The sequence below is a fragment of the Pseudoxanthomonas spadix genome (genome assembly GCF_003703395.1).
Lineage (GTDB): Bacteria > Pseudomonadota > Gammaproteobacteria > Xanthomonadales > Xanthomonadaceae > Pseudoxanthomonas_A > Pseudoxanthomonas_A spadix.
Genome location: NZ_RDQN01000002.1, coordinates 38,962 through 62,960 on the forward strand (window position 1 = coordinate 38,962; position 23,999 = coordinate 62,960).

Below are 23,999 nucleotides of genomic sequence, written 5' to 3' on the forward strand. Positions count from 1 at the left end.
CGCGCGATGCCGGTGGGCGCTGGTCGTTCGATTGAACAGCCCCTCGTGCTGCCCATGCACGCAAGCCGCGGTACAGGCTGTGCTGGCGCTCAGGCGGCGGCCGTGCCCAACGGCGGCGCGGCGCAGTAGCGGTCGATGAACTGCTGGTGGCCGGGCATGGCCTGGGCGCAATGGTCGATCGTCTTCTCGACACTGGCCAGGAACGCCTTCAGGTCGGCTTCGGGCACCTGGTCGACCAGCGGGTGGTAACTGGCCGGCATGATCCCCTGCCCCACCATCACCTGCACCCAGCTGATCTCGGCGAACATCTCTTCGCCATTGCGATAGAAGCGCCCGCTGTCGCCGAACAGCTCCAGCGTGGACTGCAGCTCGGCCGGGATCGCCATGTCGCGGCATTGCCGCCAGAAGCCGGTGTCCTCGCGCTCGGTGGCGTGGTAATGCAGCACCAGAAAGTCGCGGATGCGTTCGAACTCGAACGCCAGCCGGTCGTTGTAGCGCTGTACCAGCACCTGGCTGATGCCCTCGCGCGGGAACAGCTCCAGCAGCTTGGAGATGCCGGACTGGATCAGGTGGATGCTGGTCGATTCCAGTGGCTCCATGAAGCCGCTGGCCAGGCCAAGCGCGACCACGTTCTTGTTCCAGCACAGCTTGCGCCGGCCGGTGGTGAAGCGCAGCGGGCGCGGATCGCCCAGCGCCTTGCCATCCAGGTTGGCCAGCAGCGTGGCGGCGGCTTGGTCCTCGCTGATGTGCGCGCTGGAATACACATAGCCATTGCCGGTGCGGTGCTGCAGCGGGATGCGCCACTGCCAACCGGCCTGGCGCGCGGTGGCGCGGGTATACGGCGTGGGCGGACCGACCTTCTCGCAGGGCACGGCCAGCGCGCGGTCGCACGGAAGCCAGTGCGTGTAATCGTGGTAGCCGGTGTGCAGGGTCTGCTCGATCAGCAGACCCCGGAAGCCGGAGCAGTCAATGAACAGGTCACCGGCGATCACCGTGCCGTCCTGCAGGCGCAGCGACTGGACATCCCCCGATTCGGGATGCTGGATGACCTGCTCGACGATGCCCTCGATCCGGCGCACGCCGCGCTGTTCGGAATAGGTCCGCAGCAAGCGCGCATACAGCGCCGCATCGAAGTGGTAGGCGTAGGCGATGTTGGCCAGCGGCGATTGCGCCGGCACGTCCCTGGCTGAGGTCATGAAGCGGTTCATCGGCGCGGCCACGGTATTGAGCGTATAGGCGCCCAGTGGCTTGGCCCAGCCGGCGCGGTGAGCCTTGATCCAGTACTGGTGGAACGGCAGCAGCCCGAGCCGATGGCCGATCTCGGTGCCGAAGCCATGCAGGTACGAGGCGCCCTTGCGGCGCCAGTCGACGAATTCGATGCCCAGCTTGAAGGTGCCCTGGGTCTGGCGGACGAACTCGGCCTCGTTGAGACCCAGCAGGTTGTTGAAGGCCTTGATGTGCGGGACGGTAGCCTCGCCCACGCCGACCGTGCCGATCTGCTCGGACTCGACCAGCGTGACCTTGTAGGTCGGTCCGAGCACGCGCGCGAGCGCGGCAGCGGCCATCCAGCCGGCGGTGCCGCCGCCGACGATGACGATGCTGCGGATGGAAGAGACGCTCATCCTGAAATCCTTGCCTGGCGCTGCCGCGCAGCTTGCCACTTCAAAGACGAAACGGAGCCACAGGACCCCGTCCGAATCGACCCGCGCGGGCCGACGGGAGCGCCGGCCCGCACGGTACTTCGTGGGATCAGAACTTGGCACCGATTTCGAAGGTCACCGTGCGCGGGAAGTAGTTGATGTCGCCGGTCTTGTTGATCGAGATGTCCGGGTCGAACTGGCCGTTGCTGCCAAAGCCGTTGTACGAGTACGCCGAATAGTTCTTGAAGTCGAACGCATTGAGCAGGTTGATGCGCGCGGACAGCTTGAAGTCCTTGTAGACGGTGAAGTCCTTGCTGGCCTGGAAGTCCACCGTGCGGTAGCCCCAGATGTCGCCACCGAACAGGAACTTGCCCGCACCGGGCGGCGTGGCACCCACCTGCTGGCAGGTCGCGCCGTGGCTGTCGGTATAGCCGTAGCAGGCGATGGTGTTGATCGGCTCGGGCGTGGCCAGGACCAGCTTGGCGCCGAAGGTCATGCCCCAGAAACCATCGATCGAACCGGAGGCGACGAAGCGGTGCGCGGCCACGGCATCGGACTTGACGAACGGGTAGTCCTCGATGGTGGCCTGGTCGAACGCGAACGGTTCGTCGATGTTGCGATTCTGACGCGCGCTGGTATGGGTGTAGGCCAGGGTCAGGCCCCAGCCCGACTCCCTGGTGTAGGGCTTTTCGGCCGACATCAGGATCTGGGTGCTGCGCGACTCCAGGCCGTTGTTGCCCATGATGGTGTTGTTGTAGCCGGGCACCGGATGGCCCCACGGCGCGCTGCCATTCTGGAAGTAATCGCCATTGGGGTAGCGGTTGATCAGGGTCATCGCAAAGCCGTCGTAGCTCAGGTTGCGCTGCACGGTCACGTCGGTCAGCCAGTCGCCGACCAGATTGCTCACGCCGATGCTGTACTGGTCGCTATAGGGGGTCTTGAGGTGATTGTTGAAGACGAACAACTCACCGCTGCCCTTGACGTCGGCGATGGCATTGAGCTCGTCGATGTTCTGGTACCTGGGGTCGTAGTCGATGCACAGCCGATCCTGGCGATAGCAGCCGTTGGCGGTTCCGTAGTTGCCCTTGAAGAACACTGCCACCGGCGACAGCGCGGCCTTGCTGGTTTCATAGGCCAGCTGCTCGAACAGATTGCGGTCGTAGGAACGGCCGGCGCCGCCGTGCAGCACCATGCTCTCATCGCCGAAGAAGTCATAGGCGAAGCCCAGGCGCGGCTGCCAGGCGTCCTTGAAGTTCTCGCGGTTATGCCCGTTGGAGATGTAGTCGTGGTAGTCCAGGCCACTGGCGGCCAGGCGATTGCCCCAGGGCTGGCCGGGATTGGCCGGGTCATCCGCATTCAGCGCGGCGACGAAGCCCGGTGCGGTGACGAAGTCGGTGTAGGCCGGGTTGTCCTCGTAATCCCAGCGCACGCCGATGTTCAGCAGCAACTTGTCGGTGACCGCCCAGTCATCCTGGATGTAGATGCCGTACTGCTTGGCGTCGGTCTCCACCAGCGCCTTTTGACCCGGGGTGGCAAAGGGCGAATAGAAGTCCACGCGATAGGGCGTGGCCGCCACGCCATTGGCATCGACCTGGTAGCTGAACTGGGGATTCAACGAGGCCGCATCCTGTGCGGTCAGGGTGATGTCCTTGTAGTTCACCCCCATCTTGATGGTGTGCTCGCCATGCCAGTCGAAGCTGGTGAGGGTCAGATCGTCCTGCAGGCTCCATCCATCCTGGCTACGGCGCTGCAGGCTGGAACCACCGGCAGGCCCGGTCGCCAGGAAGGTCCACTCGTCGATGTCAGTGGATGGCGCCGGCCGGTAGTTCAGATACTTGTAGATGGCGCCAGGGCCGATACCCATCGGTCGCGGGTTGTTCTCGGACTTCTCCTTGGACACGATCAGCTCGTTGTACCAGGCATCGGCGCTGTGCTGCCAACGCAACGCGACACGCCTGTCCTTGTTGATCTTGTCGGTGCCGTGGTCGGTGGCGTTCTGCCCGCCCACGTTGTCCACCTGGGTTTCATCGCGATACTGGCCCGACAGCTCGATGCGGTCGTTGTCGGTGATTTCCCAGTCCAGCTTGCCGAAGTACAGGTCCTCGGTGAACGGCAGGTTGGCTGCACCGTACTGCGATGCCAGGTCGGACGGCAGCAAGCCGACGTAGGGCGCGGCATCGGCGCTGGGCTGGATGCTGCGCGGCACGACGTTGTCCTTGCCTTCATAGGCAAAGAAGAAGTGCATGCGGTCCTGCAGGATCGGGCCGCCAACGGCAAACCCATATTCCTTGACCTGCGAGTCGACCTTGCCATTGCCCTCGTCGGGCCGCTCTTCGCGCAGCGACTCATCGGTGTAGCGGTAGAACAGCTCGCCGTGGAACTCGTTGGTGCCCGACTTGGTTGCCGCGGTGATGGCCGCGCCGCTGACCTGGCCGAACTCGGCCTTGTAGTTGGAGGTGATGACCTTGTATTCGCCGATGGCCAGCTGCGGAAATGGATTGCCCTGGCTGTCCTGCTGACCGGCAATGCCACCCTTGGCCACGTAGCTCTTCTGGCTGACGCCGTCGATGTACAGGTTGCCGGCGCTGGAGTTGGAGGCGCCACCGCGCAGGGTGGTGTGGCCCTGGGCGTCGACGTTGAACACCATGCCCGGCACGGTGTCGGCAAACTCCAGGAAGTTGCGCGTGGCCTGCGGCAGCTGCTGGATCTGGCGCAGCGAGACGATGTTGCCGACCTCCGAGGTCTTGACGTCCCGGGTCAGCGGCGCGGTCACGCGCACCGCGCCCAGCGTGGTGGCATCGCCGGCCGGCGCGGAGGTTGGCGCCTCCAGGTCCACGGTCGAGGAGGAGGCCACCTGCAGGGTGACATCGCGGGCCACGCCACCGGCCTGGACCGTGTAGGTGCCAGGCTGCAGGCCGACGATGGTGTAGGTGCCGTTCTGGCTGATGATCGCGCGGCGCACCGCACCGGTGGCCTTGTTGGCGACGGTCACTTCCTGGCCGGCCTCGGCCGAGGTCACGGTGCCGCGCAGGATGGCGGTGGAGGTCTGGGCAAAGCTCGGCACCGAAGCGGCCATGCAGCCAGCCAGGGCCATGGCCAGCACGCTGCGCGACGGGGTGGGACGGAATGAACGCTTGCTCTTCATGACTCTGCCCTCCTTGGGGCCGTCGGAACACTGACTTGGGACGTCGTTGCGAAAATCGGGAACTTCGAAAGTGCGGTACTGCGTGATCCGGCAGCAGGCGGAGGCTCAGCCGGTGCGACGCTCCGGCATGGCGCTGGAATCGCGCACGACCAGATGCGGCACCAGGGCCGTGGTATCCACGACTGCGGCGGCATCGCCACCAAGTCCCGGGTGTTGGAGCAGCAGCTGCAGCGCGCGCGCACCCAGGCTGGCGATGTCCACGCGCATGGTGGTCAGGGCCGGATTGACGTAGCGCGCCATCGGCACGTCGTCGAAGCCGGCCACGGCGATGTCCTCGGGCACGCGCAGGCCGGCCTTGCGCAGGGCGAACAGGCAGCCCAGCGCCATCATGTCGTTGGCGGCGAACACCGCATCGGGGCGCTCGCCGGTGGCGAAGGTTTCCCCGACCGCATAGCCGGAGGCCTCGTCGAAGGCGCCTGCCATGGTCCATTCCGGCCCGGCATCGGCCACGGTGGCCAGCGCGTCGCGATAGCCGCGCAGGCGCTCGCAGGCATCGAAGTTGTCGGCCGGCCCGCAGACAAAGGCAATCCGGCGGTGGCCCACCTCCAGCAGGTGGCGGGTCATGGCATGGGCGCCGCCGTAGTTGTCCACGTTGAGCACGGTGGCGCGCGGGCTGCCGGCGCAGTTCATCAGCACCGCCGGCACCTCGGGCGCCAGGACCTGGTCCAGCGCCTCCTCGCTGCCCAGGAACGGCGACATCACCAGCACGCCGTCGACGCGGCCGGGGGTGGCGCGCAGCGCATCGCGCTGTTCGGCCAGGCTGCCGTGGCAGCTGGACACCAGCAGGTGCAGGCCGCGCTCGCGGGCGGCATGGTCGATGCCGCGCATCAGCTCGGAGAAGAACTCGCCGTGCAGGTCCGGCAGCACCACGCCGATGGTGTGGGTGCGGCGGCTGCTCAGCGCACGCGCGGCGTGGTGCGGGCTGTAGCGCAATTCGCTGGCGACCCTGACGATCCGCGCGCGCACCTCTTCGGCCACGTATTGATGACCATTGAGCGCGCGCGACACCGTGGCCGCGGACACTTCGGCCACGCGGGCGACATCCTTGATCGTGACGTTCATTGCGAGGTCCTTGAGCCGTGCCCGGGCACAGGAAGCGCCGCTGCCAACGGCACGCGCTGTTGGTCGCCGGTACGGCGATGGACCGGTGCCGCCTTGCGCGACATCGGCGAATGGTGTCCGGCTTGCGGCACTGGAAAGCCCCTCCCAAGGCGCCCTGCCTCTTTTGGCGGGCGGCACCGTAGCAGGACTTGCAAGCGTTTACATGCTGCGCCGCAAGGTGCGCGGTGCACGCACTTGCTGATAGCGAACCCGGGTGACCGTCGGGTTGGCCAGATAACGGTTCCTGAAGGTTCTGGCGCGCGTCTGCGGACGGCTGCGGCGCAATGGCGTCGCACGCCCGCTCTGGTCCGCTGCGCTGCGCCATGTCATTGCGCGAAACCGAGCGTGTGCAGCACAGCCGATGACCGCCGCCGGCGAGTCATCACACACGCTCGCATGCCGCAATGCTGACGCGGGGCCGTTTGCCAGCCTCGACCGGCGGCACCAGGGCGGCGCGTGCACGGGGTGCGACCAAATTCGCTTTTTCATGCCGCGCTTGCGAAGTTCGGCGGCTTGCAGCCGATGTACGGCGATCTGCCAGGCGCCGAAGACAGCTAAGCTTGCAGGTCAAGCCGCTGGGGGAGCGGCGCCGTCAGGCGGCCGGGACCACATGTCGCACATCCACAAGGAACTCGTCCAGGAACGTATTTCCGGCGTGGCCGTGCGCCTGGCCTGCCACGCCAGCGACAACCACGCCGATCGCACGGCCTGGGCCGCCGCCCTGCTGCTGGCCGCCACCCGCGACCTGGCCCCGCCTGATCGCTCGGCCGTACGCCGCGGCGTGCACGATGTGCTGGAGATGTTCGAGCCGAGCTGGATGGATTGAAGCTGCGCGGCACGCCTGCCGCGGCTCACGCCCTTGGCCATCAGCCCGGCAATGAGGCCGAGGCGGTCTGCCCGATGGTCGCAGCGCCCGCAGCGCCGAGGTATTCACGCCGCACGCGCTTGATCCCGCACAGCAGCGCATAGCCGCTGGTGCCGCAGGCCTGGGCGATCTGCGACGGTGTCGGCAGGGGTTGAGGGCCCCAGAGCACGACCTGGCTGCCGACGCCGGCCTGCGGCAGGTCGGTGATATCCACCGTCAGCATGTCCATCGACACCCGGCCGACCAGGCGCGTGGTCACGCCATCGACCACCACCGGCGTGCCGTTGGGCGCCAGCTGCGGATAGCCGTCGGCATAGCCCAGCGCCACCACCCCGATCCGCATCGGCACCGGCGCGGTGAAGCGGGCGCCATAGCCGACCGCCTCGCCGGCCGCCAGCGCGCGCACCGCGATCAGCCTGGACTCCAGCTGCATCACTGGCCGCAGCACATGCCGGATCGGCGCCTCCAGCGGAAAAGGGCTTGCCCCGTACAGCATCAGCCCCGGGCGCACCCAGTCGCTGCCGATGCCCGGCCAGCCCAGCAGCGCCGGCGAGTTGCCCAAGCTGGTCGGGCCATGGAAATCGCGCGTGGCCGCTTCGAACACGGCGCGCTGGATGTCGGTGAAGTCGCTGTCCAGCTCGTCGGCGCGGGCCAGGTGGCTCATCGCCACGATCGAAGCGATCCTCGGGTCGGCCGACAGCTGCTGCAGCGCGCGGGCGAAATCGTCCGGCGACAGGCCCAGCCGATGCATGCCGCTGTCCAGCTTCAGCCACACCTGCAACGGCGCGGCCGGCCGGTAGCGCGCCAGCGCGTCCAGCTGCCAGGGCGAGGCCAGCACGGTCCACAGCCGGTGACGGTCGATCAGCGGCAGTTCGTCGGCTTCCAGGAAACCTTCCAGCAGCAGGATCGGGGCGCGGATGCCGGCCTGGCGCAGTTCGAGCGCTTCCTCGATGCAGGCCACCCCGAAGGCGTCGGCGATCGGCTCCAGCGCACGTGCGCAACGGACCGCGCCGTGGCCGTAGGCGTCGGCCTTGATCACCGCCACGGCCTTGCCACCGCCCAGGCGCCGCGCCAGCAGGTAGTTGTCCTGCAGCGCGCCCAGGTCGATCAGCGCGCGGGCTGGGCGCATCGCGTGGCCTCCTGTCCGGCCGCTGCAGCGCCCCGGTAGCGGAACATGTCCAGCCCTTCAGGATCGATCGCCGGCGCCTGGCCCGCCATCAGGTCGGCCAGGTAGCGGCCCGAGCCGCAGGCCATGGTCCAGCCCAGCGTGCCGTGGCCGGTGTTGGTGTAGAGGTTGGACAGCGGGGTGGCGCCGACGATGGGCGTGCCATCGGGCGTGGCCGGGCGCAAGCCGGTCCAGAAATGGGCCGCCTCCAGCGCGCCGCCCTCCGGATACAGGTCGCCCACCACCCGTTCCAGGGTCTTGCGCCGGCGCGGGTTGAGCGACAGGTCGTAGCCGGCCACTTCGGCCATGCCGCCGACCCGGATGCGCGCATCGAAGCGGGTGATGGCGACCTTGTAGCTTTCGTCCAGGACCGTGGACACCGGCGCCATCGCCGCATCGGTGATCGGCAAGGTCAGCGAATAGCCCTTGAGCGGATACACCGGCAGGTCCAGGCCCAGCGGTGCGACCAGCTGCGGCGAATGGCTGCCCAGGGCCAGCACGTAGCGGTCGGCCTTCTCGACCTTGCCATTCAGGCGCACACCGGTGACGCGGTGGTCATCGCCATGGATTGCCTCTACGCGGGTGTTGTAGCGGAACTCGACGCCGGCCTGGCGTGCCATCGCTTCCAGGCGCTGGGTGAACAGGTTGCAGTCGCCGGTCTGGTCGTTGGGCAGGCGCAGCGCGCCGACCAGCTGCACCGGCGCCTGGGCCAGCGCCGGCTCGTAGCGGGCGATACCGGCCGGATCGAGCAATTCGTAGGGCACGCCGTATTGATCCAGCACCGCCACGTCCTTGGCCGCGCCGTCGAGCTGGGCCTGGCTGCGGAACAATTGGACCGTGCCCAGCCGGCGGCCTTCATAGGCGATGCCGGTGGCCTGGACCAGTTCGTCCAGGCAGTCGCGGCTGTACTCGGACAGGCGCACCATGCGCGCCTTGTTGCGTGCGTAGCGCGCGCTGGTGCAGTTGGCCAGCATCCGCAGCAGCCAGGTGTACTGGCGTGGGTCCAGGCCCGGCCTGATCGCCAGCGGCGCGTGCTGCTGGAACAGCCACTTGAACGCCTTCAGCGGCACCCCCGGCGCGGCCCATGGCGAGGCGTAGCCCGGCGAGACCTGGCCGGCATTGGCAAAGCTGGTCTCCAGCGCCGGTCCCGGCTGGCGGTCCACCACCGTGACCTCGAATCCTGCCCTGGCCAGGTACCACGCCGTGGTGGTGCCGATCACACCGCTGCCCATGACCAGAACGCGCACTGTCTCACCTGACTGCCAAAGGCCACCGCGGCCCTGCAAAACCTTACCCGATCCGCCCTGATGGATTGGCGGAATTTTTCGCCGACCGGATTGAAACCTTCAGGTCTGGCGTGGATTGGCCGCCGGGCGCTGCGACGGCAGCGGGCGGGGCAAAGCCGCGCCGATGGTCGAAAAGAACCGGCCTTGTGCGCCTCAAGGCACACCTGCCTCCCCGGAGCATTCCCCCGTCCTGGCCGGCATCGGCCTGCCCTCCATGGGCCGGGCACGAGGCCGGCGGCGATGCCGTGTAAAATGACGCGTTTTAGCCTTCCCCATGCGCACACCCCCTCAACGGACGCCTCTGCCGGGCCCGGCGTTCATCCGCCTGCTTGCCCGGCTGACCGACGTTGAGGTGCCGCCCTCGCCACACAGCCTGCCTGAACGGCTGAGCCAGTGGCTGGACTGGAACCGCGCCGTGGCGCTGTCCCGGGCACTGGACGCCAGCCCCGCCGGCCCGGTCGCCGCCACCTCGGACCCACAGGCCGAAGCCGCCGAGGCCGCGCGCCTGCGCGGCGCGCTGACCCGGGCCATCGTGGACATGCCGGAACTGGCCGCCACCTGCGCCGATATCGAAGAGCCGCGCCCTGCACCGCCGGACTATGCGCTGTTCCACAAGCGCTACCTGGCCCGCCAGCAGGCCATGCTCGCCGCCACCGGCATGCTGCGCGGACGCCTGCGCGAACAGCTGGCGACCCGCTCGCCCGCCCTGGCCCGCCTGGCCGAGATCGACGCGGTCATGGAACTGACCCTGGGCCCGCGCGAACACACGCTACTGGCCGCCGTGCCCACCCTGCTGGGCGAACATTTCCAGCGCCTGCGCCAGGCCGCGCCGCCGGCGCAGGGCGAGGCCGCGCCTGCGGGCAACGCCTGGCTGGACCTGTTCGGCCACGACATGCAGCAACTGCTGCTGGCCGAACTGGACGTGCGCTTCCACCCCATCGACGCCCTGCTTGCGGCGCTGCCGCCCCCGCCAACTGGGACTTCATGAAGAGCCTGCTCAACCCCGTCGTCTTCCTCCTGGGCCTGGTGGCCGTGTGCTGGGTCGGCATCGGCTCCCTCGGCTCAAACCCGCTGGGCGCGGCGATCGCGCTGCTGATCGGCGCCTGCTACCTGGCCGGCGCGCTGGAGCTGTACCGCTATCGCCAGGCCACCGCCACGCTCGAGCGCGCCCTGGCCGACCTGGCGCCGGCCCGGTCCGACCTGGGCGCGTGGCTGGGCGGCGTGCATCCGGGCCTGCGCAACGCGGTGCGCCTGCGCATCGAAGGCGAGCGCGTCGCCCTGCCGGCGCCGGCGCTGACGCCGTACCTGGTCGGCCTGCTGGTGCTGCTGGGGATGCTCGGCACCCTGCTGGGCATGATGGCCACCCTGCGCGGCACCGGCCTGGCCCTGGAAAGCGCCAGCGACCTGCAGGCGATCCGCGGCGCGCTGGCCGCGCCGGTCAAGGGCCTGGCCTTCGCCTTCGGCACCTCGATCGCCGGGGTGGCAAGCTCAGCGATGCTCGGCCTGCTTTCGGCGCTGTGCCGGCGCGAGCGGCTCGAGGCGGTGCAACGGCTCGACGCGCAGATCGCCACCAGCCTGCATGCCCATTCGGCCGCGCACCAGCGCGCCGAAGCCTTCAGGCTGCTGCAGCAGCAGACCGCCTTGATGCCGACCCTGGTCGAGCGCCTGCAGGCGATGATGGCCACCCTGGAAACCCGCAGCGCCAGCGCCGAGACCCAGCTGGCCGCGCGGCAGGAGCACTTCCACGCCCGCACCGAAGCGGCCTACACGCGCCTGGCCGCCTCGCTGGAGCAGTCCCTCGCCGCCGGCGTGGCCGCCAGCGCACGCACCCTCGGGGCGACCCTGCAGCCGATCGTGGAAGCGACCATGGCCGGCATCGCGGACCAAACCAGCGCGCTGCACGCGCGCATCCAGCAGGCCCTGCAGGGTCAGCTCGAAGGCCTGGCGGCCGGCCTGGACACGCTCAGCGCCCGCACCGCACGGAGCTGGGACACCGCGCTGGCCAGCCAGCAGCAAGCCAACGATGCGCTCACCCGGGACCTGCGCGGCACGCTGGAAGGCTTTGCCGCCCGCTACGACCAGCGTTCGGCCGAACTGGTCGATGCGATCGCCGCCCGCCTGGAGGCCAGCGCCGCGGCCACCGCCGGCGCCTGGAACCAGGCCCTGGCGCACCAGCATGACGCCCACGTCCGGCTGGCCGGCCACCACCAGCAGGCGCTGGAAGCAGCCGCGGCCACCTTCCGGTCGCACGCAGGCGCCCTGGTCGGCACGCTGCAGCAGTCGCACGCCGACCTGCAGAGCGCGCTGGAGACGCGCGACGAGCAGCGCCTGACCCTGTGGAGCGCGCACCTTGCCCGCGTGACCGAGGCCCTGCACGCGCAGTGGCAACGGATCGGCGATGAGGTGGCCAGCGGCCAGCAGCAGATCTGCGACACCCTGGCGCGCACCGCCAACGACATCACCGCGCAGGCCCAGCGCCACGCCGGCGACACCATCGCCGAGCTCTCGCGCCTGGTGCAGGTGGCCTGCCAAGCCCCCAGCGCCGCGGCCGAAGTGATGGCCGAGCTGCGCCAGAAGCTCTCCGACAGCATGGTCCGCGACACCGCCATGCTGGAAGAACGCAGCCGCCTGCTGGCCACGCTGGACACCCTGCTCGAGGCGGTCAACCACGCCTCCAGCCAGCAGCGCAGCGCGGTCGATGCCCTGGTGAGCACCTCGGCCGACCTGCTCGAGCGGGTCGGCACCCGCTTCACCACCCAGGTCCAGGCCCAGACCGGCAAGCTGGAAACCGTGGCCGCGCAGGTCAGCGCCAGCGCGGTGGAAGTGGCCAGCCTGGGCGATGCCTTCGGCGCGGCCGTGCAGCAGTACGGCAACTCCAACCAAGTGCTGATCGAGCGCCTGCAGCAGATCGCCGGCGCGCTGGACAGCTCGCTTTCGCGCAGTGACCAGCAGCTGGCCTACTACGTGGCCCAAGCCCGCGAGGTGGTCGACCTGAGCGTGCTGTCGCAGAAGCAGATCATCGAGGAGCTGCACCAGCTCGCCGGCCGCCAGGCCAGCACCGGCAGCGCCGCGACATGAGCGACCAGGTCGAGTTCGAAAACGACGCCAGCACCTCGATCTGGGCCGCGTTCGGCGACCTGATGTCGGTGCTGCTGGGCGCGTTCGTGCTGATCCTGGTCGGGGTGATCGGCGTGCAGCTGCAGCTGTCGAGCAGGCTCGACGAGGCGCTCAGGCAACAGCAGGTCGAAGCCCAGCGCCGCAGGACGCTCGAGCAGGCCCTGGCCGCGCCGCTGGCCGCAGGGCGCATCACCCTGGTCGACGGCCGCATCGGCATCCGCGGCAGCGTGCTGTTCGCGCCGGCCTCGGACCAACTGCAGCCGGAGGGGCGCCAGGTGCTCAAGAGCCTGGCCGCGCCGCTGGCGCAATACCTGCACGCGCGCCAGGAGATCCTGATGGTCAGCGGCTTCACCGACGATCGCCAGGTGCGCGAGGGCAACGGCCGGTTTTCCGACAACTGGGAACTTTCGGCCCAGCGCGCGCTGACCGTGACCCGCACCCTGATCGCCGAGGGCGTGCCGGCGCCGTCGGTGTTCGCCGCCGCGTTCGGTTCCCAGCAGCCGGTCAGTTCCAATGCCGATGGCGCAGGCCGGGCCAGGAACCGGCGCGTGGAGATCGCGCCGATCCCACGGCCGCAGCCGTCCGGTGCCACGCATGCCCGATGAGGTCCTGCGCGCACGCGCGCTGCTGGCAGCCTGGCGCACCCGGCACGCCGGACAGCCGCTGCCGATTGGATTGCACGTGATCGACGCACTGGCCACGCGCACCGATGCGCATGCCGGCCAGACCCGCGCGCTGCTGGAGGCGCGCCTGGCCGCGCTCCTTGCTGCGCAGTCACCTGCAGCCACGCCCACCGAACGCGGCGGGCACCGCCGCGCCAGGCCGCAGACCCCGGCGCACTGGCCGCTGGGCGGCCTGCTGCAGCAACTGGCCGGGCACGGCCTGGCCAAGGCCGGCCCGCTCGCCACCGCCTCGCAGCCAGCCGCGTTCCCGGTGCTGCCGGCACTGGAGCAGTTTCGCCGGATCTGGGCCAGGGTGCGCACCGACAGCCAGCTGCGCCAGTGGCCGGCCGCTGTCCCCGAACAGGCCGGTCCGCTCCACTCCAGCGTGCTGGTGCACCGGGCGATCCAGCTGATGGCCCAGGCCGCACCGGGCTACCTGCAGCACTTTCTGGCCTATGTCGATGCGCTGGCGTGGATGGAACAGCTGCAGCACCAGGGCATCCTGGCCACGCAGGACGCGCCGCCGGCCACGCGCGCGCGCAAGCCCGCACGCCGTGCACCGCGCAAGGGCAGGCAGAGGCCACCCTGACCGGCGCGGTCAGCCCGTGCACGTGTTTGTCGGCGCCGGCCCCGCCGGGCGCCGGGCCCCACCTGGGGTTTCAGCCTGCGCCCAGGACGTGATAGCTGCGGTCGAACCACACCAGGCCACCGGCCTGGGCGGCCATCGACGCGCCGACCACTTCGCAGAAGAACACGCTGTGCGTGCCCACATCGCTGACCTGGGTGATGCGGCAATCCAGTGCCGCGCTGGCATCGGCCAGCACCGGCGCGCCGGTCACCAGGGTGGTCCAGGCATCGTGGCCGAAGCGCGTGGCCGCATCGGTCGAGGTCGCAAATCGCCTGGACAGCGCCTGGTGGTGACCTGCGAGCACGTTCACGCACAACACGCCGTTGTCGCGGAAGCGCTGATGCGAGCCAGAACGCCGGTTCATGCACACCAGCAGCGTCGGCGGGCTGTCGGTGACGCTGCATACCGCCGTGGCGGTCATGCCATGCCGCCCGGCAGGGCCGTCGGTGGTGATCACATTCACCGCTGCGGCCAGGCGCGACATGGCGTTGCGGAATTGTTCGTTGGTGATGGTGTCGATGCGTCTATGGTCGCCGCGATGCCCACGCAGGTCCAGTGGCGGGCCGGGTTCCCGGTACTTTTGCCGCAAGCTGCGGCATGCCCTGCCCTGGCCGCTGTGCAGCGCGGCCTGCGCAGCGCAGCGCCGGACAAGTTGATGCGGCGGGCAAAGCCCCACCCGGTGATGACTCAGTGACCACCCGAGGCGGCGATCCGTCCTTCCTGATGGGTGCCATGCGCGTCGACGATCGTCGCGCTCGCGGCATTGAGCCCGCGAACCTCCACTGAACTGCCATGTGCCCTGAGTTTGAGCACCACCCGGTCCAGGGCAGCGACCGCGCTGATGTCCCAGAAGTGAGCGGCGGAAACGTCGATCACGACCCGCCCTGGTGCGTGGGCGAAATCGAAGCCGCTGAAAAACTGCGCGGCCGAGGCAAAGAAGACCTGTCCGGAGACCAGGTAAAAGCGGGTGCCGTCGCGTTCGATGATCTCCACCTGCAGCATGCGCCCCACCTTTCTGGTGAAGAAGACCGCCGAGAGCAGCACGCCGGTCAGAACGCCCTTGGCCAGGTCATGGCTGGCCACGGTCACCACCACCGTGCCAATCATGACCACCGAAGAGCTCTTCGGGTGAACGCGCAGGTTGGCGATCGAGGCCCAGCTGAACGTGCCGATCGACACCATGACCATCACCGCCACCAGCGCCGCCATCGGAATCTGCCTGACCAGCGCTGCGCCGTAGACGACCAGCAGCAGCAGGACCATGCCGGCGACCAGGGTGGACAATCGCCCGCGCCCGCCGGACTTCACGTTGATCACCGACTGCCCGATCATCGCGCAGCCTGCCATCCCACCGACCAGACCCGAGGCGATGTTTGCAAGCCCCTGGCCGGCGCATTCGCGGTTGCGCTGGCTCGGGGTGTCCGTCATGTCTTCCACGATCTGGGTGGTCAATAGAGTCTCGAGCAGTCCGACCACGGCCAGGGTCGCCGAGACCGGCAGGAGCAAGCGCAAGGTGTCCCAGGTCAACGGGACCTCGGGAAACAGGAACCTCGGCAGGCTGTCCGGAAGCTGTCCCTTGTCGCCCACCGTCGGCACGTCGATCCGCAGCCACATGGCCATTGCGGTGATGACGGCAATGGCCACCAACGGCGCCGGAACCACCTTGGTGACCCGTGGCAGGCCGTAAATGATGGCCAGGGCCCCCAGGAACAGCGGATACACCGCCCAAGGCACATGGATCAGTTCGGGCAGCTGTGCGAGAAAGATCAGGATGGCCAAGGCGTTCACGAAGCCGGTGATCACTGACCGGGACACGAACCGCATGAGCGAGCCCAGTTTCAGCAGGCCCGCGAAGATCTGGAGCACGCCAGTCAAAAGCGTTGCCGCCAACAGGTACTGGAGGCCGTGGTCGCGGACCAGATCGACCATCAGCAGCGCCATGGCACCGGTGGCCGCCGAGATCATCGCCGGGCGCCCGCCCGCAAAGGCAATGACCATGCAGATGCAAAAGGAAGCGTACAGCCCGACCTTCGGGTCTACGCCGGCGATGAGGGAAAAAGCGATGGCTTCAGGAATGAGGGCAAGTGCCACGACAACGCCTGAGAGGATGTCGGCACGCACGTTGCCGAGCCACTGCTGACGTAGCGGCGTATCGAACTGCATAGGGAGGAACTCCTGGGCCCAGCACACGACCTGGCTGGCGCGATCACAGAGAAAAACGCAAGGACAGAACCTGACCACATCGCGCGATGCGGCCCAGGGTGCAGGTTCAGGGTGGGAGAGTGACCAAGGAGAGACCAAAGATGGCGGCTTGCTCGGATTTTAGCCGAGAAGCAAGCGCCTTCCCAGCCCGGATTCGGCTTCGTCCGGTTTTCCCGGACACCTGCGTTGGTACCAGGACACGCCGTCAAGGCACGCATCGCTTCCTGCGTCGATTCGGTCTTTCTTTTACAGGACAAGGCACATGGGACTGGCCACGCCACCCTGATAGCAACCCGCGATCGTGCCCATGCCCGGCCTCGCCGGGGGTTGCCGTGCCCGCAAGGAGCTCACGCCATGAACGTTTCACCGCACCCACGCGCGGCAACTGCCGTGCCGCACTCGCGATCCACCATCCGCATCCTTCAAGCAGGACGCGCCATCGCGGCACTCGCCGTGGTGGCAAGCCACACCCTGCCGGCCACCGACACCTTCGTTGCGCAGGTGCCCGGCCCACTCCGGGCGGTGCTTGCGAAGGGATACCTGGGCGTTGATTTCTTCTTCGTACTGTCCGGCTTCATCATCTACTACATCAACCAGGACATCATCGGCAAACGCGGCTGGCTGGGGACCTATGTGGAAAGCCGCGTCACCCGCATCTACCTGCCGTACCTGCCGGTGGCGGTGGCGCTGGGGGTGTTCTACACGCTGGCGCCGGGAGTCGGCAATGCGGGCGTGCCCTGGTCCTGGTGGAGCACGCTGACCCTGCTGCCCAACGGGCCGCACTCCACGCTCGGCGTCGCCTGGAGCCTGTCCTTCGAACTGTGCTTCTACGCGTTGGCAATGCTGTTCCTGCGATCCGGACGGCCGCTGCTGTGTGCGTTCCTGTGGGCCTGCCTGATCGTGGTGCGGCAGCTGACCCAGCCGGCCTTCGAGACGCCGTTTGATCTTTCGCCTGCGTCCATCCTGCTGAACCCGATCAACCTGGAGTTCGTCTTCGGCATGTTCGCCGCGCACCTGGCGCTGCACGGGCGAGGCCGCAATGCATGGCTGTGGCTCGGCGCGCTGACCTGCTTGGCCGGCGCGGCGGCGCTGGAATTCGACCGGGTCTATTCACCGCTGTTCGGCCTGGCACTGGCCTTGGCCCTGGTGCCGATGATCCGGGCCGAGTGGAGCGGCCATGTGCGGGTGGGGCGCTGGCTGATGGCGCTGGGCAATGCGTCCTACGCCATTTACCTGGTGCATTTCCCGCTGCTGTCGGTGATCGCACGGGTGGTCGGGCATGCAGGCCCGCTGGCCACCTACCACGTCAGCATCCTGGCCGGACTGGTGCTGTCGATCGCCGCAGGCATCTGCTATCACCTGGTCTACGAAAAGCCGGTCCTGAAGTGGGTCAGGACGCAGATCGGGCGCGCGTTCTGCGCACACCACGCCTGGACGCGCCGCATTCACGCGAAAGAACACTTCAACTGACTGGACGCAGCATCGCAAGACCAGCGCCGCGCCGCTGTCCGGCCTAAAGCAGCTTGTCCAGGGTGATCGGCAGGTCGCGGATGCGCTTGCCGGTAGCGTTGTAGATGGCGTTGGCCACGGCCGCGGCGGTGCCGGTGATGCCGATCTCGCCCACCCCATGTGCGCCCAGCGGCGAATGCGGATCGGGCGCATCCGTCCACATGATCTCGATGCGCGGCACGTCCAGCTGCACCGGCACGTGGTACTCGGCCATGGTGGGATTCATGATCCGCCCGGTGCGCGGGTCGAACCAGGTGTCCTCGGTCAGCGCCAGGCCCAGGCCCATGACGATGCCGCCGCGGAACTGGCTGGCTGCGGTCTGCGGATTGAGGATCCGGCCGGTGTCGAACGCGCCCAAGAAGCGGCTCACGCGCACCTCGCCAGTGACCTCGCTCACCCGCACCTCGCAGAACTGCGCGCCGTAGGAATGCATGGAGTACTTCATCATCTCCATCGGCGGCGGTGCGCTGGCTTCCGCTTCCACGTGCGCCTGGCCGGCACCGCGCAGCAGGTCGACGAAGCTCTCGTAGGCGTCGTCGCGGTCGATCCCGGCCAGTCCGCCATCGCGCAGTTCCACCTGATCGGGCTTGAGACCATGCAGCGGCGAATCCTTGGGCGCCAGCTTCAACAGCGCCTTGACCAGCGCCTGGCTGGCTGCCTCGACCGCGGCCAGGGTGCCGGCGGTCTGCGAGGAACCGCCCGCCATCGCGCCGGCAGGCAACGAGGTGTCGCCGTATTCGAATGCCACCTGCTCCAGCGCCAGACCGAGCCGGTCCGCTGCGTGCTGGGCCTGCACGGTCGCCGTGCCCATGCCCATCTCGTGGCCGGCGGTGGAGACCGTTGCACTGCCGTCGGCGTCGATGCGCACGCGCGCGGCGCTGCCGGGCATGCGGTAGTAGGGGTAGGTCGCGGTGGCCACGCCCATGCCGATCAGCCACTCGCCGTCGCGACGCGCACGCGGGGTGGGCGAACGCTGGTCCCAGCCGAACGCCCTGGCTCCATCGGCGTAGGCCTTGAGCAGGTGGCGCGAAGAAAACGCGCTGCCGCTGGTGGGGTCCTTGTCCGGCTCGATCCGCCGACGCAGTTCGATCGGATCGAGCTGCAGCTGTTCGGCCAGTTCGTCCAGCGCACTTTCCAGGGCAAAGGTGCCCACCGATTCGCCCGGGGCACGCATGAAGGTGTTGGCCAGCATGTCCATCTCGGCGACCTGCTGCTCCAGGTGAACGTTCTCGGCTGCGTACAGATGCCGCGCCGGAAAGGTGAACTGCTCCGGCACGTTGTTGTGCGCGGTCATGGCGACCACGCCGGTGTGGATCAGCGCGGTCAGCGTGCCGTCGGCGTTGGCCCCCAGTGCCACGCGCTGTTCGGTCAGGGTGCGTCCGCCGATCAGCCGGAACACCCCTTCGCGCGTGAGCGTCAGGCGCACCGGCCGGCCCACCAGCCGTGCGGCGGCGGCGGCCAGCATCTGGTGGGTCCACAGGCCCTTGCCGCCAAAGCCGCCGCCGACGAACGGCGACAGCACGCGCACCTGTTCGGGCTTGAGGTCGAACACCTTGGCCAGGGTCTTGGCCGTGCCGTTGAGCATCTGGGTGGCGTCGTGCACGACCAGCGTGCCCTGATCCCAATGCACCGTGACCGCATGCAGTTCGATCGCGTTGTGGTTGTGGCGCGGGGTGCTGTAGCGCTGGTCGACCTTGAACGGTGCCTTGGCCAGCGCAGCGTGCGCATCGCCCTTGTCCACGACCGTGGATTCGCCCAGCACCGTGTCCGGACGGTGCGCGTGTTGCTTGGCCTGCTGGAAATCGGTGACGGCATCGGCCGCAAGCGCGTATTCCACCTGGACCAGCCCGGCGGCAAAGTCGGCCTGCTCCTGGGTCTGGGCCAGGACCACGGCCACCGCTTCTCCATTCCAGTGGATGCGCTCGTCCTGCATCACCGGCAGGGCGCTGCCGGCCACTTCATCGCCCTCGCCAAATGCACCGGGTGTCTTCATGCGCGGGGCATTGCGATAGGTCATCACCTGGACCACACCCGGTGCGGCCTCGGCGGCGCTGGTGTCCAACGCCGTGATCCGGCCGCGTGCGATGGTGCTGTGGACGATGGAGGCGTAGAGCATCCCCTCAAGGGCCACCTCGGCGGCAAAGCGCGCCTTGCCCTGCACCTTCAATGGCCCGTCCAGGCGCGGTGTGGCCGCTCCAATGTGGGTGCGCCTGCCATCCAGCTGTTGCGGGTGGGTGGCGGGCAGCATCCTGGCTGGGACGTGCCGGATCACGGTCTTCATCAATTCCTGCATGGTCATGAGGTGGCTCCAGCCAGTTCGGCCAGCACGGCCGTGGTGGTCCGACGGACCAGGTCGATCTTGAAGGCGTTGTCGCGCAGCGGCTGCGCCTGGGCCAGTTCCAGGTCCAGGGCATGCGCGATCGCGGCCGCATCCGGCCGCTGCCCGCGCAGGGCGGCCTCGGCCTTTGACGCGCGCCAGGGCTTGTGCGCCACCCCGCCCCAGGCCAGGCGCAGGTCGGCGACGCGGCCGGCCTCATCAAGCTGCACCGCCGCGGCCACCGACACCAGCGCGAAGGCATAGCTGGCACGATCACGCACCTTGCGGTAGCTCGAACGCATGCCCTCGGCCAGTGCCGGCACGGTGACGGCGGTGATCAACTCACCGGCGGTCAACACCGTGTCCTGTTGCGGCGCCTGCCCGGGCAGGCGATGGAAGTCCACCAGCGGGATCGCGCGCGCGCCGTTCGGGCCGTCGCAGTGCACCACCGCGTCCAGGGCGGCCAGGGCCACACACATGTCCGAGGGGTGCGTGGCCACGCAGGCCGGCGATGCGCCGAGGATGGCGTGCATGCGGTTGAAGCCTTCGCGCGCATCGCAGCCCGCGCCCGGGGTGCGCTTGTTGCAGCGCGCGGCCTGGTCGTAGAAGTACGTGCAGCGCGTGCGCTGCAGCAGGTTGCCGCCGACGGTGGCCATGTTGCGGATCTGCGCCGAGGCACCGGCCAGGATCGCGCGTGACAGCAACGGCGCATGCCGGCGCACCGTCGGATCCACGGCCACGGCGGTGTTCTTGGCCGCCGCGCCCAGCGATAGGCTGCCGTCAGCGCCCAGGCGGATGTCGGCCGACAGCGCGGTCACATCGACCAAGGCGTCGGCCCGCTCCACGCCTTCGCGCATCAGGTCGACCAGATTGGTGCCGCCGCCCAGGTAACGGCTACCGGCTTGGGCCGCACCACGGATGGCCGCCTGTGGATCGGCGGCCAAGGTATAGCTGAAGGGGTTCATGCCGATTGGGCCTCCAGGGTGTGGCGGATCGCGTCGACGATCCCGTTGTAGGCACCGCAGCGACAGAGATTGCCGCTCATGCGCTCGCGCAGTTCCTCATCGCTGGGGGCGATCGACGCACTGCACAGGTCGGCGGTGACATGGCTGGGCTCGCCGCGGGCCAGCTCGTCGCTCATCGCCACCGCCGAACACAACTGGCCCGGAGTGCAATAGCCGCACTGGAACCCATCATGGGCGATGAATGCCTGCTGCAAGGGATGCAGCGCGTCCGCATCGGCCAGGCCCTCCACCGTGGTGATCGACCGGCCCTGGTACTGCACCGCCAGGGCCAGGCAGCTATTGATGCGCATGCCATCGACCAGCACCGTGCAGGCGCCACAGGCGCCCTGGTCGCAGCCCTTCTTGGTGCCGGTCAGGTGCAGGTGTTCGCGCAGCAGGTCCAGCAGCGAGGTGCGTGGGTCGAATTCGGCCTGGACCGGCACGCCGTTGATGATGAAGTCCATGGTGTTCTCCGCTGGCATGGGGCAAGCCCGTCCGCTTGCGTGGGTTCTTTTATCGCAAGGCGAATGTTGCCGATGCGTCGCTCTTGCGTGCACGGCTCGATCACATGCGCCCGGGCCGGCCACTTGGCGGGCACCCGGGTTTACCAGTACTCGCGGCAGTCCAGGCCATGGCGCTGCAGCACCGGCTGTACATGGTGGTACCAGCCGGAGGGCGCCTTCATTGGCATGATCACCATCGGCCCATCGCGATCGTCGGCCACCGTGGCGGCCAGCTGGAACATCTCCAGCTTGTGGCCGCCTCCGGCCAGCTCATTGAGCGCGGCCACGACGTTGTTGAACAGCGCGCTGCCCTCACCTGGCGCCGATACACCACAGGTGCGAAACAGATACGACTTCATCTCCATGGAGTGCTCGCGGACGCAGAAATTCATGAAGCATCAGCGTGCACAGGGCCCACTCATGCCCACGTGAAGCCGCTGAGTGGGCCGATGGGATGCACAGGGCGGACCTCGGCGCCCGGCTCACGCTTCAGGCCGGCTGCGCATCGGCATGCGCGCGGATCCGCACCGGCACGCCCTTGGAGGCCGGCGTCTTGGAGGCCTGGTCGTGGTACCACAGCGGCACCAGCGCATTCATCTCCGGGTAATAGCCGCCCACACAGCCATCGGGCAGATTGAACGGGGTGACCGTCAGCCCGGCCACCACCCGCGTGGCACCATCGTCGGCATCACCGAGCAGATCCACCAGCTGGCCTTCGCGCAGGCCCTGGCGCTGCATGTCGGCAGGGTTGATCAACAAGATGGTGCGCGCGCCCTCCAGCCCGCGCAGGCGATCACTGAACCCGTAGATGGTGGTGTTGAACTGGTCGTTGGAGCGCATGGTGATCAGGTGGAAGCGGCCCGGCGCATCGCCCACGCCCAGCGCCGAGAGCACCGTCGGGGTGGTGAACTGCGCCTTGCCGCTGTCTGTCTTCCAGACCCGCTCATGCGCCGGATTGCCGCGATAGAACCCGCCCGGCTGGAACATGCGCCCGTTGTAGTCGCCGAACATCTCCGGCCAGGTCTGTTCGATCAGGTCGCGCACCCGGCCGTAGTCGCCGACCCAGGCATCCCATTGCCACTTGGGGTGCGGCGGCAGGGTGGCCTTGGCCAGGCCCGCAACGATCGCCAGCTCCGAGCGCAGATGCTCACTGGCTGGCTTGCGCCGCCCGATCGATCCGTAGATATGGCTGAAGCTGTCCTCCATCGAGACCGACTGCGCCGCGCCGGCCTGCAGATCCTGTTCCGGGCGCGCCAGGCAGGGCAGCAGGTAGGAGGCGCGGCCATGCACCAGGTGGCTGCGGTTGAGCTTGGTGGCGATGTAGACCGTCAGTGCCTGCCCGGCCCAGGCCGGTTCCATCACATCGCGATCGGGGATGGCGCGCACGAAGTTGCCGCCCAGGCTGACGAAGGCGCGGACCGTGCCTTCGCACACGCCCTTGCACACCTCGACCGTGGTCATCCCCTGCTCGCGCGGTGGCTCGAAGTCGAACAGCTGCCTGAGCCGGTCCAGCGGCACCAGCTCGGGCTTTTCGGTGATGCCGACTGTGCGCTGGCCCTGCACGTTGGAATGTCCGCGCACCGGCGACACGCCGGCGCCGGGCCGGCCGATGTTGCCGCGCATCAGCAGCAGGTTGACCAGCATGGCCACGCTCTGCGAACCATGCACATGCTGGGTCAGGCCCATGCCGTACAAGCCGATCACCCGCTCGGCCGCCAGATAGACCTCGGCGGCCGCTTCCAGCTCGGCCCGGGCCAGGCCGCTGGCCTGCTCGATCGTGCTCCAGTCGGCGGCCCGCGCACGGGCGGCAAAGGCCTCGAAATCGTGGGTATGCTGGTCAATGAAATCGCGGTCCAGCACCCCGGCCGAGCCCTCGGCGCGGCGTGCATCGTCCACCGCCAGCACGTGCTTGCACAGGCCCATCAAGGCGGCGATGTCCCCGCCCGGGCGCACCTGCAGGTATTGGTGCGCCAGTTCGGTGGTATGGCCGGTCAGCATCTGCGCCGGGTTCTGCGGATCGATGAAGCGCACCAGCCCCTGCTCGCGGACCGGATTGAACACCACGATCTTGCAGCCACGCTTGACCGCCTCCTGCAGCGGGTGCAGGAAGCGCGGGCTGTTGGTGCCCGGGTTCTGGCCGAAGTAGAAGATCGCATCGCAGTGCTCGAAGTCCTCCAGCGTGCAGGTGCCCACTGGCGAGCCGATCACCTTCTTCAGCCCCACCGAGGTGGTCTCGTGGCACATGTTGGAGCTGTCGGGCAGGTTGTTGTGCCCATACATGCGCGCGAACAGGCCATACAGATACGAGGTTTCCAGGCTGGCCTTGCCCGAGGCATAGAACACCACCGACTTTGGGTCGAGCTGTTTGAGTTCAGCGGCAATGCCGGTGAAGGCCTCATCCCAGCTGCAGCGCAGGTAGCGGTCGCTGGCCGGGTCGTAGCGCAGCGGTTCGGTCAGCCGCCCCTGGATCTCCAGGTCGTAGTCCTGCCACTGGCGCAGTTCGGCCAGGGTGTGCTGCTCGAAGAATGCTGGCGTGCAGCGATCGCGGGTGAGCTCCCACAGGGTCGACTTGGCGCCGTTTTCGCAGAACTCGAACACGTGCGGCTTGGCCGGCTTGCCCCAGGCGCAGGAGCCGCACATGTAGCCACCGGGTATGTTCTGTTCGGACAGCGTCTGCAGCGCCCCTGGCGAGGCATGATCGTGCAGCGCAACCAGGGCCATGCCCCGCAGCGAACCCCACCCGCCCACCGGCCCTTGCGGCTGCGGGCCGTGCTTGCCGTTATCCATCCGATGCG

Annotated in this window: 17 protein-coding genes and 1 pseudogene; 6 read left to right on the plus strand and 12 right to left on the minus strand. The window is 68.4% G+C overall.

What is annotated here, in order from left to right; genetic code table 11:
• Positions 1–89: 89 nt before the first annotated feature.
• From D9R12_RS02830 to D9R12_RS02840, 3 genes are all read right to left on the minus strand, one after another.
• Positions 90–1,622, minus strand: a complete 1,533-nt coding sequence (locus D9R12_RS02830; protein WP_122227799.1) for a tryptophan halogenase family protein — start codon at positions 1,620–1,622, stop codon at positions 90–92.
• A 127-nt stretch (positions 1,623–1,749) separates the two neighbouring features.
• Entirely contained in the window at positions 1,750–4,785 is a 3,036-nt protein-coding gene (locus D9R12_RS02835; protein WP_122227801.1) for a TonB-dependent receptor, read from the minus strand.
• Between the two features lie 105 nt (positions 4,786–4,890).
• Complete coding sequence (locus D9R12_RS02840) at positions 4,891–5,907, minus strand: LacI family DNA-binding transcriptional regulator (protein ID WP_122227804.1); 1,017 nt, start codon at positions 5,905–5,907, stop codon at positions 4,891–4,893.
• A 649-nt stretch (positions 5,908–6,556) separates the two neighbouring features.
• Here D9R12_RS02840 and D9R12_RS02845 point away from each other — a divergent pair.
• Positions 6,557–6,772, plus strand: coding sequence for a hypothetical protein (locus D9R12_RS02845; RefSeq protein WP_122227807.1), 216 nt, complete (start codon positions 6,557–6,559; stop codon positions 6,770–6,772).
• Positions 6,773–6,812: 40 nt separating this feature from the next.
• Here the strand turns inward: D9R12_RS02845 and alr are convergent, their stop codons facing one another.
• Together alr and D9R12_RS02855 are read right to left on the minus strand one after the other, a co-directional pair.
• Positions 6,813–7,940, minus strand: a complete 1,128-nt coding sequence (alr, locus tag D9R12_RS02850; RefSeq protein WP_122227810.1) for an alanine racemase — start codon at positions 7,938–7,940, stop codon at positions 6,813–6,815.
• Positions 7,919–9,223: a D-amino acid dehydrogenase gene (locus D9R12_RS02855; RefSeq protein WP_122227814.1), complete on the minus strand. Its 1,305-nt coding sequence runs from the start codon at positions 9,221–9,223 to the stop codon at positions 7,919–7,921. The genes alr and D9R12_RS02855 overlap by 22 nt, the downstream gene beginning before the upstream one ends.
• A gap of 313 nt (positions 9,224–9,536) precedes the next feature.
• Between D9R12_RS02855 and D9R12_RS02860 the strand changes: the two genes are divergently transcribed.
• From D9R12_RS02860 to D9R12_RS02875, 4 genes are read left to right on the plus strand one after another with little or no spacing between them, the layout of a single operon-like run.
• Positions 9,537–10,250 carry a DUF3348 domain-containing protein gene (locus D9R12_RS02860; RefSeq protein WP_122227817.1) on the plus strand — a complete coding sequence of 238 codons (714 nt, stop codon included), beginning with the start codon at positions 9,537–9,539 and terminating at the stop codon, positions 10,248–10,250.
• Positions 10,247–12,340: a DUF802 domain-containing protein gene (locus tag D9R12_RS02865; RefSeq protein WP_122227820.1), complete on the plus strand. Its 2,094-nt coding sequence runs from the start codon at positions 10,247–10,249 to the stop codon at positions 12,338–12,340. The genes D9R12_RS02860 and D9R12_RS02865 overlap by 4 nt, the downstream gene beginning before the upstream one ends.
• Complete coding sequence (locus D9R12_RS02870) at positions 12,337–12,984, plus strand: OmpA family protein (protein ID WP_122227823.1); 648 nt, start codon at positions 12,337–12,339, stop codon at positions 12,982–12,984. The genes D9R12_RS02865 and D9R12_RS02870 overlap by 4 nt, the downstream gene beginning before the upstream one ends.
• Positions 12,974–13,630: a DUF2894 domain-containing protein gene (locus D9R12_RS02875; protein ID WP_170159118.1), complete on the plus strand. Its 657-nt coding sequence runs from the start codon at positions 12,974–12,976 to the stop codon at positions 13,628–13,630. The genes D9R12_RS02870 and D9R12_RS02875 overlap by 11 nt, the downstream gene beginning before the upstream one ends.
• A gap of 70 nt (positions 13,631–13,700) precedes the next feature.
• Here the strand turns inward: D9R12_RS02875 and D9R12_RS02880 are convergent, their stop codons facing one another.
• Positions 13,701–14,258: a flavin reductase gene (locus tag D9R12_RS02880; RefSeq protein WP_210538917.1), complete on the minus strand. Its 558-nt coding sequence runs from the start codon at positions 14,256–14,258 to the stop codon at positions 13,701–13,703.
• 98 nt (positions 14,259–14,356) lie between these two features.
• Positions 14,357–15,832, minus strand: coding sequence for a SulP family inorganic anion transporter (locus D9R12_RS02885; RefSeq protein ID WP_122227829.1), 1,476 nt, complete (start codon positions 15,830–15,832; stop codon positions 14,357–14,359).
• Positions 15,833–16,225: 393 nt separating this feature from the next.
• Between D9R12_RS02885 and D9R12_RS02890 the strand changes: the two genes are divergently transcribed.
• Positions 16,226–17,341 carry an acyltransferase family protein gene (locus D9R12_RS02890; RefSeq protein ID WP_122227831.1) on the plus strand — a complete coding sequence of 372 codons (1,116 nt, stop codon included), beginning with the start codon at positions 16,226–16,228 and terminating at the stop codon, positions 17,339–17,341.
• A 43-nt stretch (positions 17,342–17,384) separates the two neighbouring features.
• On the opposite strand, the gene D9R12_RS02895 is transcribed toward D9R12_RS02890, so the two are convergent.
• The 5 genes and pseudogenes from D9R12_RS02895 to D9R12_RS02915 all read right to left on the minus strand — a co-directional run bounded on the left by D9R12_RS02895 (position 17,385) and on the right by D9R12_RS02915 (position 23,991).
• Positions 17,385–19,679: a xanthine dehydrogenase family protein molybdopterin-binding subunit gene (locus tag D9R12_RS02895; RefSeq protein ID WP_122227834.1), complete on the minus strand. Its 2,295-nt coding sequence runs from the start codon at positions 19,677–19,679 to the stop codon at positions 17,385–17,387.
• Entirely contained in the window at positions 19,676–20,662 is a 987-nt protein-coding gene (locus D9R12_RS02900; protein ID WP_122227837.1) for an FAD binding domain-containing protein, read from the minus strand. Before D9R12_RS02900 ends, D9R12_RS02895 begins: the two co-directional genes overlap by 4 nt.
• Positions 20,659–21,186: pseudogene (locus D9R12_RS02905) on the minus strand (2Fe-2S iron-sulfur cluster-binding protein); the annotation flags it as partial. The pseudogene D9R12_RS02905 and the gene D9R12_RS02900, both read right to left, overlap by 4 nt.
• A 119-nt stretch (positions 21,187–21,305) precedes the next feature.
• Positions 21,306–21,596, minus strand: coding sequence for a hypothetical protein (locus D9R12_RS02910; protein ID WP_014161586.1), 291 nt, complete (start codon positions 21,594–21,596; stop codon positions 21,306–21,308).
• Between the two features lie 97 nt (positions 21,597–21,693).
• A complete protein-coding gene (locus tag D9R12_RS02915; RefSeq protein WP_122227843.1) occupies positions 21,694–23,991 on the minus strand; it encodes an FdhF/YdeP family oxidoreductase in 2,298 nt (765 codons plus the stop codon).
• Between the last annotated feature and the right edge of the window lie 8 nt (positions 23,992–23,999).